Source organism: Thioalkalivibrio sp. ALJ4 (genome assembly GCF_000377225.1).
Lineage (GTDB): Bacteria > Pseudomonadota > Gammaproteobacteria > Ectothiorhodospirales > Ectothiorhodospiraceae > Thioalkalivibrio.
Genome location: NZ_KB897918.1, coordinates 155,517 through 171,254 on the forward strand (window position 1 = coordinate 155,517; position 15,738 = coordinate 171,254).

At 68.3% G+C, this 15,738-nt stretch carries 13 protein-coding genes; 10 read left to right on the forward strand and 3 right to left on the reverse strand.

The window, feature by feature from the left end; genetic code table 11:
- Nucleotides 1-9: 9 nt before the first annotated feature.
- From C936_RS0106965 to hflX, 7 genes are all read left to right on the forward strand, one after another.
- A complete protein-coding gene (locus C936_RS0106965) occupies nt 10-1,536 on the forward strand; it encodes a bifunctional ADP-dependent NAD(P)H-hydrate dehydratase/NAD(P)H-hydrate epimerase (RefSeq protein ID WP_018649056.1) in 1,527 nt (508 codons plus the stop codon).
- Nucleotides 1,533-1,997, forward strand: coding sequence for a tRNA (adenosine(37)-N6)-threonylcarbamoyltransferase complex ATPase subunit type 1 TsaE (gene tsaE, locus C936_RS0106970; protein ID WP_018138596.1), 465 nt, complete (start codon nt 1,533-1,535; stop codon nt 1,995-1,997). Before C936_RS0106965 ends, tsaE begins: the two co-directional genes overlap by 4 nt.
- Before the next feature lie 215 nt (nt 1,998-2,212).
- Entirely contained in the window at nt 2,213-3,556 is a 1,344-nt protein-coding gene (locus C936_RS0106975) for an N-acetylmuramoyl-L-alanine amidase (protein WP_018138595.1), read from the forward strand.
- A gap of 153 nt (nt 3,557-3,709) precedes the next feature.
- Nucleotides 3,710-5,590, forward strand: coding sequence for a DNA mismatch repair endonuclease MutL (gene mutL / locus C936_RS0106980; protein WP_018138594.1), 1,881 nt, complete (start codon nt 3,710-3,712; stop codon nt 5,588-5,590).
- Between the two features lie 6 nt (nt 5,591-5,596).
- Nucleotides 5,597-6,541: a tRNA (adenosine(37)-N6)-dimethylallyltransferase MiaA gene (gene miaA / locus C936_RS0106985; protein ID WP_018174606.1), complete on the forward strand. Its 945-nt coding sequence runs from the start codon at nt 5,597-5,599 to the stop codon at nt 6,539-6,541.
- Nucleotides 6,542-6,635: 94 nt separating this feature from the next.
- Nucleotides 6,636-6,890 carry an RNA chaperone Hfq gene (gene hfq, locus C936_RS0106990; protein ID WP_018138592.1) on the forward strand — a complete coding sequence of 85 codons (255 nt, stop codon included), beginning with the start codon at nt 6,636-6,638 and terminating at the stop codon, nt 6,888-6,890.
- A 24-nt stretch (nt 6,891-6,914) separates the two neighbouring features.
- Nucleotides 6,915-8,240, forward strand: coding sequence for a ribosome rescue GTPase HflX (gene hflX, locus C936_RS0106995; protein ID WP_018174607.1), 1,326 nt, complete (start codon nt 6,915-6,917; stop codon nt 8,238-8,240).
- A 46-nt stretch (nt 8,241-8,286) separates the two neighbouring features.
- On the opposite strand, the gene C936_RS0107000 is transcribed toward hflX, so the two are convergent.
- Nucleotides 8,287-9,873 carry a LysM peptidoglycan-binding domain-containing protein gene (locus tag C936_RS0107000; protein WP_018138590.1) on the reverse strand — a complete coding sequence of 529 codons (1,587 nt, stop codon included), beginning with the start codon at nt 9,871-9,873 and terminating at the stop codon, nt 8,287-8,289.
- Between C936_RS0107000 and C936_RS0107005 the strand changes: the two genes are divergently transcribed.
- The 3 genes from C936_RS0107005 to dnaQ are packed head-to-tail and all read left to right on the forward strand — an operon-like array spanning nt 9,872 to nt 11,805.
- On the forward strand, nt 9,872-10,633 hold the full coding sequence (locus tag C936_RS0107005; RefSeq protein ID WP_018138589.1) for a hypothetical protein: 762 nt from the start codon (nt 9,872-9,874) through the stop codon (nt 10,631-10,633). The two genes, C936_RS0107000 and C936_RS0107005, sit on opposite strands and share 2 nt — an antisense overlap.
- Nucleotides 10,626-11,087, forward strand: coding sequence for a ribonuclease HI (rnhA, locus tag C936_RS0107010; protein WP_018138588.1), 462 nt, complete (start codon nt 10,626-10,628; stop codon nt 11,085-11,087). Before C936_RS0107005 ends, rnhA begins: the two co-directional genes overlap by 8 nt.
- Nucleotide 11,088: 1 nt before the next feature.
- Nucleotides 11,089-11,805, forward strand: coding sequence for a DNA polymerase III subunit epsilon (dnaQ, locus tag C936_RS0107015; protein ID WP_018174608.1), 717 nt, complete (start codon nt 11,089-11,091; stop codon nt 11,803-11,805).
- Nucleotides 11,806-12,120: 315 nt separating this feature from the next.
- On the opposite strand, the gene C936_RS0107020 is transcribed toward dnaQ, so the two are convergent.
- Complete coding sequence (locus tag C936_RS0107020; RefSeq protein ID WP_018174609.1) at nt 12,121-13,983, reverse strand: SLC13 family permease; 1,863 nt, start codon at nt 13,981-13,983, stop codon at nt 12,121-12,123.
- A 15-nt stretch (nt 13,984-13,998) separates the two neighbouring features.
- Nucleotides 13,999-15,711: a proline--tRNA ligase gene (locus C936_RS0107025; protein ID WP_018174610.1), complete on the reverse strand. Its 1,713-nt coding sequence runs from the start codon at nt 15,709-15,711 to the stop codon at nt 13,999-14,001.
- Nucleotides 15,712-15,738 lie beyond the last annotated feature (27 nt).

The window sequence follows — 15,738 nt, forward strand, 5'->3', positions numbered from 1 at the left end:
GCAATAAACGTGAATGATGGACCCGGGGCGATCCCCCTGACCAGCGCGCTTTACGACAGCGAGGGCATGCGGGCTCTGGATGCGGCCGGCATGGCCCTGCCGGAGATCGCGCCCGGGGAGTTGATGGAGCGGGCCGGGGCGGCCCTGCTGGCGGCCGTCAGGGCCCACTGGCCCGAGGTGCGCCGGCTCGGCATCCTCTGCGGCCCCGGCAACAACGGGGGCGATGGTTATGTGCTGGCGCGACTGGCGGCACAGGCCGGCCTCGATGTGCGGCTCCACGGCGGCCCATCGCGCGCGCGCCCGCAGTCGGACGGCCGTCAGGCGCATCGACGCTGGATCGAGCACGGGGGGGCGATGGCGCCGCTCGAGGCCTTCGACCCGGCGGACGCCGAGCTGTGGGTCGACTGCCTGTTCGGTATCGGGCTGGAGCGCCCGCTGCACGATGCCTATGGCGAGGTGGTTGAACGCCTGAATGCCTCCGGGCGGCCCGTGCTGGCCGCGGACATCCCCTCGGGCGTCAATGCCGATACCGGCGCGGTGCCGGGACCCGCGGTGCGCGCCCGGCATACCGTGACCATGATTGCCGACAAGCTGGGGCTGCACACCGGCGCGGGCGTGGACTACGCGGGCACCGTCGAGGTGGCGCGGCTGGATCTGCCCGAGCAGATTGCCCGGGGCGTGATGCCGCGGGCCCGGCATCTGGGCCCGGAGGACTGGCAGGATCGTCTTCCGGCCCGCCGGCCGGGGGCGCACAAGGGTAACGCCGGACATGTGCTGGTCGTCGGGGGCGCGCCGGGATTCTCCGGGGCGGCCCGCCTGACGGCGCTCGCGGCCCTGCGTGCCGGGGCCGGGCGGGTGACGCTGGCCACGCACGAGGACCATGCGGCCTGGGCCAATGCCGACCGGCCCGAGATCATGGTGCGGGCGGTGCGCGAGCCGACCGATCTGTTACGCCTGGCCCGTCAGGTGGATGTGATCGCGGCAGGCCCGGGTCTGGGCACGGAGGAGTGGGGGCGCCGCCTGTGGCACGCGGTCGCGGATGCGGGGGTGCCCCTGGTGGTGGATGCCGATGCCCTGAACCTGCTGGCTGCGACGCCCCGTCAGATGGATTCCTGGATCCTGACTCCGCATCCAGGCGAGGCCGGCCGCCTGCTGAATCGTCCGGCGGCGGAGGTGGAGGCAAATCGACCGGCGGCCGTGCTCGAGCTGGCGCAGCGCTTCGGCGGCGTGTCGCTGCTCAAGGGGGCCGGGACGCTGGTCGCCGACGCCGATCCCGGTGTTGAGGTCGGGCCACTGAGCTGTGTGACCGGGGGCCACGCCGGCATGGCGGTCCCCGGGAGCGGGGACGTGCTTACGGGGATTATCGTCGCGCTGCGGGCGCAGGGGCTCGAGGCACGCGCCGCGGCCGAGATCGGGGCAGCCTGGCATTGTGCCGCTGGTCGGGTCCTGCGCGCGCGGCTCGGCAGCTGGCGCGGGCTGCTGGCGGGCGAGCTGGCGGATGCGCTGCCGGCCGCCGCTGGGGAGGAGGGGGTGTGAACGAGGGGATCCGGCTACCGGACGCCGCGGCTACAGAGCGGGCCGGTGCGGCCCTTGCGGGGATGGAAGGCCTGCAGATCGTCTCCCTGGAGGGGGATCTCGGCGCGGGCAAGACGACCTGGGCGCGTGGCCTCCTGCAGGCGCTGGGGCATGCGGGCAACGTGCGCAGCCCCACCTACACGCTGGTGGAGTCCTACGAACTCCAGGGACGCAGCGTGCTGCACTTCGATCTGTATCGCCTGGCGGACCCGGAGGAGCTGGAGTATCTGGGGGTGCGCGAGGCCTTTGGCGGGCAAGCGCTCTGGCTGGTGGAGTGGCCGGAGCGCGGGGCCGGCTGGCTGCCGGAGCCGGATCTTCGGGTGCGGCTGGAGCCGTGCGAGCCGGACGGGCGCATGCTTTACGTGTCCGGGCCGGCCGCCGGCGACTATCGCACGCGCCTCCAGCGAAACGCCCCACCCTGATAACCCAATGAAAAGCCGGAATAAATCCAGCCCCCCAAGAGGGATTGCGGTTCTTGTGGGGCGAGGTATCAGTTGCAATGCCACACACAAAAACCTCGATATCTCGCTCATAAAGAAAGAATTTTGCTATTGCTTTTCCAGAAAAAGCGTCCACAATGGAGTCAGACCCCCTGAATTAAAAGGGATTCGCCGTGGGCCAAAGCACGATTCCGGATATGCGCCGCCGCCAGGTGCTGCGCGCTCTGACTGCCCTGGGGCTGGTCGGGCTGCCGCTGCCCGCACTGGCGCGCACGGGTGTCGAGCGGGTGCGCATGTCCGTGGATGGTGACACCACGCGCCTGGTCTTCGACATGGATGGCGATGCCGAGTACTCGATGTTCAAGCTCGAGTCGCCCGATCGCCTGGTGGTGGATATCAAGAACGCTCGCGCGGTGGACGAGCTGAAGCTCAGCTCCAATCCGCGTTCGGTCGTGGAGTCGATCCGTCACGCCCCGCGCGACGGCGGTGATCTGCGCGTGGTGTTCGACCTGCGCAAGCCGATCGAGCCGCGCAGCTTCAAGTTGATGCCGGCCCAGGATTCCCCGCATCGTCTGGTGCTCGACCTGACCAGCCGCGAGGGTGCCCCCACGCAGTCGGCCCGGGAGGAATCCCGCGACAACGGCGAACCTCGCCGAGGCCGCTCGCAGGAGGATCTGCGTGATGTGGTGGTGGCCATCGACGCTGGCCATGGCGGGCATGACCCGGGCGCGATTGGCCCTGGTGGTACCCGCGAGAAGGACGTGGTCCTGCAGATCTCCAAGCGGCTGGCCGAGCGCGTCGACAACGAGCGCGGCATGAAGGCGGTGATGATCCGCACCGGCGATTACTTCCTGCCCCTGCGCGAGCGCATCGAGCGTGCCCGCGAGGCGGACGCTGACGTCTTTGTGTCGATTCACGCCGACGCGATCGCCAACCGCAACGTGCAGGGTTCCTCGGTCTACATGCTCTCCGAACGCGGGGCCTCCAGCGAGGCCGCCCGTTTTCTGGCGCAGCGCGAGAACCAGGCCGACCTGCGGCTGGGCGGTGTGCCGATCAACGGCAAGGATGACTCCCTGACCAACGTGCTGCTGGATCTGGCTCAGAGCGGCAGTCTCGAGGCGAGCAACACCCTGGCCGAGCGCATGATTTCCGAACTGCACCGGGTGGGCAAGGTGCGCAAGCCGGAGGTCGAGCGGGCGAACTTCGCGGTGCTGCGCTCGCCCGATGTCCCGTCCATCCTGGTCGAGGCCGCGTTCATCTCCAACCCGTCCGAGGAGCGCAAGCTGCGCAGCACGGACTTCCAGAATTCTCTTGCGGATGCCCTGCTGACCGGGCTGCGGTCCTATTTCTCGACGCATGCCCGCCCGGGCACGCTGATCGCCGATGGTCAGCCGGACCAGCACATTATTCGCCCCGGCGAGACCTTGTCCGGGATCGCCGATCGTTACAGCCTGTCGCTGGCCGATCTGCGCTCGGCGAACGATGTCAGCGACGATCGCATCTACGCCGGCCAAGTCCTGCGCATCCCGCGCGATTCCTGACGCCCATCGGCGCCTGTCCGTCCCGGAACGGGTGCCCGTCACGGATTCGGACTTTGTACCCACCGCGGTCTGTGCAGGGGCGCCCACCGGCGCGTGCAAATCGAGCTGCGTTTCCCTAGGCTTGTGGGCCCATTCCGGCCCATGGATTCGCGTGTGTCCATCGAGAAACTCTCCGAGCAACTGATCAACCAGATCGCAGCAGGCGAGGTGGTCGAGCGCCCGGCCTCGGTGGTCAAGGAGCTGGTGGAGAATGCCCTGGACGCGGGTTCGACCCGCATCGAGATCCGTCTGGAGCAGGGCGGCATCCGTCTGATCCAGATCAGCGACAATGGTTGCGGCATCCATCGCGACGAGCTCCCGCTGGCACTGTCACGCCACGCGACCAGCAAGATCCGCTCGATGGAGGACCTCGAGGCCCTGCACACCCTCGGCTTTCGTGGCGAGGCACTGCCGTCGATCGCATCCGTCTCGCGCCTGTCCATGACCTCGGCGGTGGAGGGCGAGCGCAATGGGTGGCGTCTGACCGGGGATGGTTCGGATGTCTTTCGCGAGGCGGCCCCTGCCGCGCACCCGGTGGGCACGACGGTCGAGGTGCGGGACCTGTTCTTCAATGTCCCCGCAAGGCGCAAGTTCGTGCGCACCGAGCGCACCGAGTTCAACCACTGCGAGACCGTCATCCGTACCCAGGCGGCGGCCTGCCCGGAGGTCGCCTTCATCCTGCGCCACAACGATCGTGTGGTGTTGGACCTGCCCGCCGCAGCGGACCCTGCCCAGCGCGTGCGTGCCCTGCTGGGCGAGGCCTTTATGGACGCGGCGACGCCGGTGGACGAGCAGCGCGCCGGCCTCAAGCTTTCGGGCTGGCTGGGCGCCCCGACCCAGTCCCGGGCCCAGCCCGATCAGCAGTTCTTCTTCGTTAATGGCCGCGCGATTCGCGACCGCGTGCTGGCGGCAGCCGTGCGCAAGGCCTATCAGGACGTGCTCTACCACGGGCGTCACCCGATGTTCGTGCTGGAGCTCGAACTGGACCCCGTGCAGGTCGACGTGAACGCCCACCCCACCAAGCAGGAGGTGCGTTTTCGCGAGTCGCGGATGGTGCACGACTTCATCTTTCATGCCCTGCACAAGGCGCTGGCGGATGTGCGTCCCGGGGATGGCGGGATGCCCGGGCATCTGCCGCCCGTGACCGGGGCCGCGCGGCCGTCACAGGAGCAGGCTGCGCCGGGGTTCCCACGCGAGCGGGCGCTGAGCGGACTGGGGGTGCCCGAGTACCGCGCCGAAGCCCGGTCGCCTGCGGCCGGGTCGGGTGACCGCCGCGAGTATGCGTCTGGAACATCATCGGAGTATGCGGCAGCCTGGGCCGAGTTCCGCGGGCCAGCCGCGGTGGCCGAGCCCGCGCCCCGGGCATTCGAGGCGGCCGCCCGCGCGGATGAGGACGCTGGCACGGAAGGCACGCCCCCGCTGGGCTTCGCGCTGGGGCAGGTCGCGGAGACCTTTATCCTCGCGGAGAATGCAAGCGGCCTGATCGTGGTCGACATGCATGCGGCCCATGAGCGCATTACCTACGAGCGGCTCAAGCGCGAATGGGGTTCGCAGGGCATTACCTCGCAACCCCTGCTGGTACCGGAGACGCTGGACGTGACGCCCACCGAGGCCGCGCTGGCCGAAGAGCATGCCGGTGTACTGGGTGCTTTGGGTTTCGAACTGGATCGGTCGGGGCCGGAGGCGCTGACCCTGCGCGCGGCCCCGGCGCTGCTGCGCGGGCGTGACACGGCCCAGCTGGTGCGCGATGTGCTCGCGGACCTCGCGGCCGTCGGCTACAGCCACCGCGCCGAGGGCGAGATGAATGCCGTGCTCGGCACCATGGCCTGCCACGGCTCGGTGCGCGCCGGGCGTCGTCTGACGCTCCCGGAGATGAACCAGCTGCTGCGCGACATGGAGGCGACCGAACGCTCCGGGCAATGCAATCATGGCCGCCCGACCTGGGTGGAGCTCGATCACCAGGCGCTGGATCGCTTGTTTCTGCGAGGCCGCTAGCGATCAATGGACGCATTCGGACCCGGCCGCCCGCCGGTGGTGATCCTGGCCGGACCGACGGCCTCGGGCAAGACCGCGTTGTCGCTGGCGCTTGCCGAGGCGCTGGAGGGCGAGATCGTCAGCGTCGACTCCGCGCTGGTCTATCGCGGCATGGATATCGGCACCGCGAAACCGACTGCGGAGGAGCGCGCCCGCGTGCCGCACCATCTGCTGGATATCCGCGATCCGGAGGACACTTACAGTGCCGCCGACTTCGCGCGCGACGCCCGGGAGGCGATCGCCGGGATCCACGCGCGTGGCCGGGTGGCGCTGCTGGTGGGTGGCACGCTGTTGTACCTGCGTGCTCTGCTGGATGGTTTCGACGAGATCCCCGAGGTACCGGATGCGGTGCGCGAACGGGTGCGGGCGCGCCTGGACGTGGAGGGTGGCCTGGCCTTGCATCGCGAACTCGTCAAGGTGGATCCCGAGGCGGCGGCGCGTATTCACCCGAACGACCCGCAGCGCATCCTGCGGGCACTGGAGGTCTTTGAGGCGACCGGGCGGCCGTTGTCCAGCTTCCAGCAGGGTGCGGCGGCCCGCGTGCCGGAGGGCTGGGTATCGCTGGCCCTGTGGCCGGAGGATCGCGACGTCCTGCGCGACCGGATCGCCCGTCGCTTCGACGCGATGCTGGAGGCCGGGTTTGTCGACGAACTGATGGCCCTGCAGCAGCGCCCCGGGCTGACGGCGGAGCATCCCTCCCAGCGCGCGGTGGGCTACCGTCAGGGCTGGCAGTGGCTGGCGGGAGAGCTCGACTTTGCGCAGTTCCGCGAGCGGGCGATCGCTGCGACGCGGCAACTGGCCAAGCGCCAGCTGACGGGCTTGCGGCGATTCCCGCTGCATGCGCGATTGAACGCGGCCACGATCGATCGGTCGGAAGTGTTGAACGTGATTCGCCGCGCAGACTTCCAGTAGTGATGTGCTACTCTCTGAGAAGGCGCCGCCGGGGCTTGGTGGAGGAGCTTTTGGCGTGTGGCGAGATGAAGAATAACAACCAAGGAACGCACTGATGGCCAAAGGGCAAATGCTGCAGGAACCCTTCCTGAACGCGCTGCGTCGGGACCGTGTGCCGGTCTCGATCTATCTGGTCAACGGCATCAAGCTGCAGGGGCAGATCGAGTCCTTCGATCAGTTCGTGGTGCTGCTGCGCAGTACCGTTTCGCAGATGGTGTACAAGCATGCGATCTCGACCATCGTCCCGTCCCGCCAGGTGCGCATGAATACCGAGGGCGAAGAGGTCACCACCGCTGAGGCGGAGGCTTGAGCGTGCGCGGGAGGTTCGTCTTTTTTGTTTGAGCGTCCCGACAGCGCCGGCGATCGCGCCGTGCTGGTGGCACTGGCCATCGGCGAAAACCCCGATATCGAGGCCCAGGTCCAGGAGTTCGACGAACTGGTCCGCTCCGCCGGCGCGGATGTCCTGGAACTCGTCCGTGGTTCACGCGACCGCCCGCATCCCCGCTTGTTCGTAGGCGCCGGCAAGGCCGACGAGATTCGTGCCGCGGTCGAGGCCCATGGCGCCGATGTGGTGATCTTCAACCACGCCCTCTCGCCCAGTCAGGAACGTAACCTCGAACGTCAGCTGCAATGCCGTGTGCTGGACCGTGCGGGGCTGATCCTCGACATCTTCGCCCAGCGCGCGCGTTCGCACGAAGGCAAGCTGCAGGTCGAGCTGGCCCAGTTGCGGCACATGGCCACGCGGCTGGTGCGCGGCTGGACTCACCTGGAACGGCAGAAGGGCGGGATTGGTCTGCGCGGCCCGGGGGAAACCCAGCTCGAAACCGACCGCCGCTTGCTGGCGGCGCGCATCAAGCACATCGAACGGCGTCTGGAGAAGGTCGAGCGCACCCGCGAGCAGGGGCGTCAGGCGCGCCTGCGCAACGAGATCCCGACCGTGTCCCTGGTGGGCTATACCAACGCCGGCAAGTCCACGCTGTTTAACCGCCTGACGCACTCGGATGTGTACGAGGCGGATCAGCTGTTCGCGACCCTGGACCCGACCCTGCGGCGGCTGGACCTGGCCCCGCACCAGTCGCTGATCCTGGCGGACACGGTCGGGTTCGTGCGCGACCTGCCGCACGAACTGGTGGCGGCCTTTAAAGCGACCCTGACCGAGACCCGCGAGGCCGCGCTGCTGCTGCACGTGATCGACGCCGCCGATCCCGAACGCGAGGCGCGCATCCGCCAGGTCGATGCGGTGCTGGAGGAGATCGGCGCGCAGGATGTCCCCTGCTGGCGGGTCTACAACAAGATCGACCGACTGGAGTCGGCCCCGGATGCCGCCGAGGCCCGCTTCGGCTCCGGCGATGACGTCTTCTGGGTGTCCGCGTATACGGGCGAGGGGATCGCCACGCTGGAAGAGCGCCTGGCCGAGACCTTTACCGAGTCGATGATGCGGGGCTGGGTGGAACTGCCGGCCAGTGCCGGCCGTTTGCGCGCCCAGCTGTACGAGGAGAAGGCCGTGGAGGCGGAGCAGACCACCGCGGACGGTCAGATCCAGCTGCGCTTGAGTCTGCCGCAACGGCGCTTCCAGCAACTGGTGCGCGATGCCGGTCTGAATCCGGAGCAGATCGAGGTCGTATTCGACGCGCCCTCATCGGCCGCGGTGGGACAGTAGGTACCCGGACGGGCGCGCGGCATCAGGGGCCGCGAGCGCCGGCGCGTCAGGCGTCGCGGGCTCGCGCAATGGCCTCTTCGTCGGCCTCGGCCACGTAGAGCGTCAGGGTCTCCCCCGCGCGGATGCCGTCGCCATTGAGCGAGTTCCAGCGGCGCAGGTCGCTTACCGAGACCTGGAACTGACGGGCAATGCTGGACAGGGAATCCCCAGGCTGGACTTCGTAGGCCACGCTGCGGCCGTTATCCGACGCGCTCCCCCCATTGGCTTGGGCGACCTGCAACGTGTCGCCCGGACGCAGGATGGCGTCGCGCTCCAGCTCGTTCGCCGCGCGCAGTTCGCTGATGGTCATGCCCGTACGTTCGCTGATGGTCCACAGGCTGTCGCCTTCCTGGATCTCGTAGGTGTCGAGCTCGCCCGCCTCGGCAGCGGCCGCGACCTGGATCTCGGCGTCTTCCTGTCCGGTTACCGGCAGTTTCAGCGTCTGTCCGGCGCGGATGTTGTCGCCGTTGAGACCATTCATTTCGCGCAGCACGGCCACGCGGGTACCGGCGCGCTGGGCGATGGAACCGAGGTTGTCACCACTGGCCACGGTGTATTCGCGGAAGCGGATCAGCGGGTCGTCGCCGTGTTCGGCCAGGGCGACTTCCAGGGTCTCGGCCGCATCGTGCGGAATGAACAGGTGCTGGGCATGAGCCGGATGGGTGGCGTGGCGCTGATACCCCGGGTTCAGGCGCTTCAGGTCATCCGCCTCGAGCCCGATCATCTCGGCGATCAGGGCGAGATCGGCCTGGCGACCGGGCTCGATCCGCTCCAGCGCCGGTTCGTTGGCGATCGGGGTGATCTGTGTCCCGTGTTCGTCGGGCTTCAGAAACAGCTCGCGCAGGGCCAGGAGACGGGGCACGTAGGCGGTCGCCTCGGCCGAGAGTTCGAGGCTCCAGTAGTCGGTCGGCTCCCCGCGCGCGGCGTTGCGTTCCATTGCCCGCGTCACGTTGCCCTGGCCGAAGTTGTAGGCGGCCAGGGCCAGGTACCAGTCATCGAAGCGCTGATACAGCGCCTCCAGGTAGTCCAGCGCGGCGAGGGTGGACTGATAGACATCGCGGCGCCCGTCGTACCAGTGGTCGCGCGTCAGGTCGAAATGGTCGCCAGTCGCCGGGATGAACTGCCAGATGCCGGCTGCACGACCGCTGGAGGTCGCCTCGGCGGCAAAGCCACTCTCCACGATCGGCAGCAGCAGCAGCTCGGTTGGCATGTCGCGCTGTTCGATCTCCGAGAGGATGAAGTACGCAAACGGCTCGGCGCGCTCGGTCGAGAGCTGGATGATGCGCGGGTTGGCGCGGTAGTGCTCGATGTACTGCTCCACGCGCTCGTGGTGCAGGTCATCTTCAAAGCCGAAGCCCAAGCGGGTGCGCTCCCACAGGTCGTCGGTCTCCGCGGCCTGGTCGGCGGCCTCGAGGGCCTGCCGCTCCATGGCGGCCTGGACGTCGGCCTGGGTCGGACCCTCCACCACGGGCTTGTCGACCTGGGAGGTATCCAGTGCGCGTTCGGAGTCGTGTAGGCTACAGGCAGAGGCCAGCAGGGTCGCCAGGCCCAGGATAATGCCAAGCGGCAGTCGGGAGCGGGGTCGGATCATCATGGCGCTGAAGGATAAACCACACTCGGAGTATCACCAAGACCCTTTTTTGCGCTGGCTTTCTCACTGGTACGAGAAGCCGCAGGGCCGGCGCGTTCGCGAGCGGCTTTTGCAACGGATTCGACAGCACGCCGCCCCCGGCCCGGGGGAGGTCGCGATCGAGCTCTCCCCGGTCCCGATGCTGGAAGATTCCGACACCCTGGGCGGTCCAGTCGTGCGCATGGACTCCTCGCGTCCAGGCCTGTTGATGGAGCCGGAATCCTGGCCACTGGAGTCGGATTGCGCGCGCCGCATCGTGCTGGCCCATCCCTGCTCTTACAGCGATCTGCCCGCCGCCGTGGTTGCCGAGGCCGCGCGCGTGCTGGAGCCGGAGGGCATGGTCTTCATGCTCGAGGGCAACCGCCTGCAACTGGGCGATCAGGGTGGGGTGCGCGTGTCTCCGCTGCCGGAGGGGCTCCGGCGTCGCCAGTACCGCGAGTTCATGGAATCGGCCGATCTGGAGGTGCTGGAGCAGTGGAGCCTCAGCCTGCTGCCGCCCGGACTGTCCGAGGCCTGGCAGCAAAGGCTGGCCCCGGTGGACGCCTGGACCCGCCGGGGGCTGCCGCCGCTGGCCAGCGTGATCCTGACCGTTGCCCACAAGCGCGTGGATCTGCCCTTGCGCCCGGCGCCGCAATATCGCTTCGCCACCCCGGGTCCCCGCCTGCGGCCCGGACTGGTATCCTCGCGCTCCCCTCATTCCGGAGTCCGCCGAGCGCATGGCTGACGAACGCGTGTACATCTATACCGACGGCGCCTGTCGCGGTAACCCGGGCCCTGGTGGCTGGGGCGCAATCCTGCGTTACCAGGGCACTGAGCGGGAGTTGTACGGGGCAGAGGCCGAGACCACCAATAACCGCATGGAGATGACCGCCGCAATCCGCGCCCTGGAGACGCTCAAGCGCCCCTGCAAAGTGGAACTGGTCACGGATTCGAAATACGTCAAGCAGGGGGTGACCGACTGGCTGCCCGGCTGGAAACGGCGTAACTGGAAATCCGCCAGCGGCTCCCCGGTGAAGAACCGCGACCTGTGGGAGGCCCTGGACGCCCAGGCCGCGCGTCACGACATCGAGTGGTACTGGGTGCGTGGGCACAGCGGTCACCCGGAGAACGAGCGCGCCGACCAGCTGGCCAATGCGGGGATCGACGCCCTGCTGGCGGGCGAGCCGACGGAGAACTGAAATGCGACAGATCGTGCTGGATACCGAGACCACCGGCCTGGAGCCGGCCGAGGGGCACCGCATCATCGAGATCGGTTGCCTGGAGCTGGATAACCGCCGGCCGACCGGACGCAAGCTGCACGAGTACCTGCAGCCGGATCGCGAGATCGATGCCGGCGCGATCGAGGTCCATGGAATTACCAACGATTTCCTCGCGGACAAGCCGCGTTTCGCCGATGTGGTCGGCCAATTCATCGAGTTCGTGCGCGGCGCCGAGCTGATCATCCACAATGCCCCGTTCGATGTCGGCTTCATCAATCATGAGTTGCGTCTGCTGGGTGCCGCCGCGCCGGTGACGGAGCTGGCGGAGGCCTGCACCGTGCTGGATTCGCTGGTGATGGCGCGGCGCATGCACCCGGGGACACGCAATTCGCTGGACGCGCTGTGCAAGCGCTACGAGATCGATGCCTCCGGGCGCACGCTGCACGGCGCGCTGCTCGATGCCGAGCTGCTGGCGGATGTCTATCTGGCGATGACCGGTGGTCAGGTTGCCCTGGGCCTGGACGCCGAGGGCGAGGGCGGTGCCGAGGCCGGTGCCCCGGTGCGCGCGCAGCGCTCCGGCAAGCCCCTGCCGGTGATCGAACCGAATGCCGACGAACAGGCCGCGCACGAGACCCTGTTGCGCACGCTGGACGAGGCCGCGGGCGGGGCCTGTCGCTGGCGCGCGACCTCGTCCTGACGTAGGGAAACACTGATCAATGTACACACTCGCGTTGGCACCCCAGGTTTTCCGAGACAAGGCGCGTCGTGCAGCGGGTAGTGGTTCTACCCGCAAGGGGCGCAACGCAGAATCGGGGAACCTGGGGTGCCAACCCCTACAAGCTACTGAGAGACGGGGCTCGGCCGCTTTTGCGCGCGCACGGCGTTGCGGTTCCCTTGTGCAGAATGACTGCACGGCAGTCACCGCGCCTTGTTCGCACGCAAAAGCGACTCGAGCGCAAGCGTGTACATTGATCAGTGTTTCCCTTTGGCCTTCCGGCGCGGCCGGTCGCGGTCAGAAGATCAGATTGATCACCACCAGCGAGACGACCATGAACAGCAGGGTCATCAGCGCGCCGGCGCGCAGGTAGTCGGCTACGCGGTAGCCGCCCGGGTCCATGATCAGGGCATTCACCTGGTGGGTGGGTAGCAGGAACGAGTTGGACGCGGCAATCGCGACGATCAGGGCGAATACCCGCGGGTCGGCGTCGATGCCCACGCCCTGGGCGACGGTGGCGAAGCTGACGGCCAGTGGCACCAGCAGCACGGTGGCCCCCACGTTCGACATCACCAGTGTGAAGAAGGTGGTCAGCAGGAACACCGCGACCTGCAGGACCCAGACCGGCATCCCCTCCAGCTGCGCCATGCCGTTGGCCGCGATCCACTCGCCGGCCCCGGAGTTCTCCACCGCGAGCCCCAGCGGGATCAGCGAGGCCAGCAGAAACACCGTCTTCCAGCTGATGCCCCGGTAGGCCTCGTCCATCGCGATCACGCCGGTCAAGATCATCCCCAGCGCGCCCCCCAGCAAGGCCAGCGCCAGTGGCAGATCGGTGAACAGCACCAGCCCCAGGCCCAGCGCCAGCGAGCCGAGGGCCGCCAGTGGCCGGTGAGTCGCGGGCTCCTCGCGCCGGCGGCGCGGGTAGCGGCTGGTGACCACCACGAAGTCGCGGTCGTCCTCCAGCGCCTGCAGGTTCTCCCATGGGGTGTGCACGACCAGGGTGTCGCCGGCCTTGAGTGGGGTCTCCGGGACCTCGTCGACGATGCGGTCGTCCCCGCGCTGGATACGCAGCACCGAGATCCCGTAGGTACGGCGCATGCCCTTGTCGCGCACGGTCTGGCCGATCAGGTCGGAGCCGGGTGGGATGATCACCTCGGCAATCCCGCCGTAACGGGCCGACATCGCACGCGCGAACACGTCCAGTTCGTCCTTGAGGATCGTGCCGGTGCCGTCGCAGGTCTTCTCGATGGTGGTGACCGGACCGAGGATCGCCAGATGCGCGCCGCGTTCCAGTTCGATCTCGCGGTTCGGTTCGATGCGCGTCTCGTCACCGGTGGTCACCCCCACCACATGCACCCCGAAGGCCGCCTCGAAATCCCCCACCCGCATACCGGCCAGAGAGCTGTCCTCGCCCAGGCGCGCCTCGCGCACGCCGAAATCCATGCCGTATACATCACGAAACCAGGCCGAGGTGGTCTGCACCCGGCTCTCGTCCGGGTCCTCGGCCTGTGGATCGCGGGCCGGCAGGACCCAGTGCCCGAGAATCGCGAAGTAGAGGATCAGGGTGGCCAGCAGCGCCAGCCCGATCGGGGTCACGTCGAACAGCCCGAAGTCGTCCAGATGCCCGGGCATCAGGTCATTGAGCAGGATCAGCGGGCTGGAGGCGACCAGCGTCAGGGTGCCGCCGACGATCGCGGCAAAGCCCATGGGCATCAGCAGCCGCGAGCGCGGGATGCGCGCGGCCGCGCCGATGCGGTTAATCACGGGCATGAACAGGGCGGCGGCCCCGATGTTCTGCATGAAGCTGGTGATCACCCCCACCGCGCCGGAGGTTGTGGCCATCACCCGGCGTTCGGTCTGACCACCAAAGCGCAGGATCAGGTCCGCCAGGCGGTTCATGACGCCGGAACGGTCGAGGCCCGCGCCGATGATCATCACCGCGATGATCGCGATCACCGCGTTCGAGGCAAAGCCCGAGAACAGTTCGTCGCCCTCGACGATCGGGGCCACGCCCGGTACCAGCGCCACCATGCCGAGCAGGAACAGCACGCTCAGCGCCGCCAGGTCGATCCGGATGATCTCGGTGACGAACAGCAGGATCGTCAGGCCAAGCAGGCCGAACACGATCCCCATCTCCAGGGTGAAGGCGACCTCGTCCATCGTGGTCGCCCGGGTTCAGCCGAGCAAGCGCTCGCGCAGGGCGTTGAGCAGGCCGTCCATCGGGAGGTGTTCGGCTTCGCTGGAGGTGCGCGCCTGGTATTCGAGTTCGCCGGCGTCGAGGCCGCGTTCGCCGATGACCAGTCGGTGCGGGATGCCGATCAGCTCCATGTCGGCGAACATCACGCCGGGGCGCTGTTCGCGATCATCCAGCAGGACCTGGAAGCCGGCGGCCTCCAGCTCGTCGTGCAGTCTCTCCGCGGCCTCGCGCACGCGCTGAGACTTCTTTGCGCCGATCGGGCACAGGGCGATGTCGAAGGGGGCGATCGCCGTGGGCCAGCAGATGCCGCGCTCGTCGGAGTTCTGCTCGATTGCGGCCGCGACCACGCGCGAGACGCCAATGCCGTAGCAGCCCATCGTTACCACCTGTTCGCGGCCGTCCTCGTCCAGCACGCGGGCGCCCAGGGCCTGCGAATACTTGTCGCCGAGCTGGAAGATGTGGCCGACCTCGATACCGCGGCGGATCTCGATCGGGCCGGAGCCGTCCGGGGCCGGTTCGCCCTCGGTGATGTTGCGCAGGTCGGCGCTCTCCGGCTGCGGCAGGTCGCGTTCCCAGTTCACGTGCTTCAGGTGGTGGCCGTCCTCGTTGGCCCCGACCACCATGTCCGCCATGCCCAGCACGGCCTGATCGGCCAGCACGGGGATCGGGCTGTCCACCGGCCCCAGCGAGCCGGGCTCGGCGCCGAAGGCGGTACGGATCTCGGCCGCCTCGGCCATGCGCAGGGGGTCGGCTACCCATGGGTGCTTCTCGGCCTTCACCGCATTGAGTTCGTGGTCCCCGCGCAGGACCAGCGCGACCAGATCGGCATCGATCGCGTCGGAGGCGGCCACGACCAGGGTCTTGACGGTCTGTGCGGCTGGGATGCCGAGGGAGTTCGCCAGATCCTCGATGGTATGCACCCCGGGGGTGGCAATTTTTTCCATGGCACCGCTGGGGGGCGGGGCCTGGGCCGGCTGCGGACACATGGCCAGCTCGACGTTGGCGGCATAGCCGCCCGGCGAGAAGGCGATCGCGTCCTCGCCGGAGCTGGCGAGCACGTGGAACTCGTGCGAGGCGTTGCCACCGATCGCGCCGGTGTCGGCCTCTACCGCGCGGAAGTCCAGGCCGCAGCGCTCGAAGATGCGGCAGTAGGCGTCGTGCATTTGCTGGTAGGTCTGCCCCAGCGACTCGGCATCCAGGTGGAAGGAGTAGGCATCCTTCATCAGGAACTCGCGGGCGCGCATCACGCCGAAGCGCGGGCGGCGCTCGTCCCGGAATTTGGTCTGGATCTGGTAGTAGTTGACCGGCAGTTGGCGGTAGCTACGGATCTCGCGGCGCACGAGATCCGTGATGACCTCCTCGTGGGTCGGGCCGAAGCAGAAGTCGCGTTCGTGGCGATCCTTCAGGCGCAGCAGCTCGGCCCCGTAGAAGTCCCAGCGACCGGACTCCTGCCACAACTCGGCCGGCTGCACTGCCGGCATCAGCACCTCCAGCGCTCCGGCACGGTTCATCTCTTCGCGAACGATGTTTTCCACCCGGCGCAGCACACGCAGCCCCAGCGGCAGCCAGGTGTACAGCCCGGCGGCCAGGCGCCGGACATAGCCGGCGCGCAGCATCAGCTGGTGGGAGATGATCTCGGCGTCGGCCGGGGTTTCTTTCAGGGTGTTCAGCGGGAATTGCGAGACGCGCATCGGGGCAGTCCGTTATCAAGTGCGTGA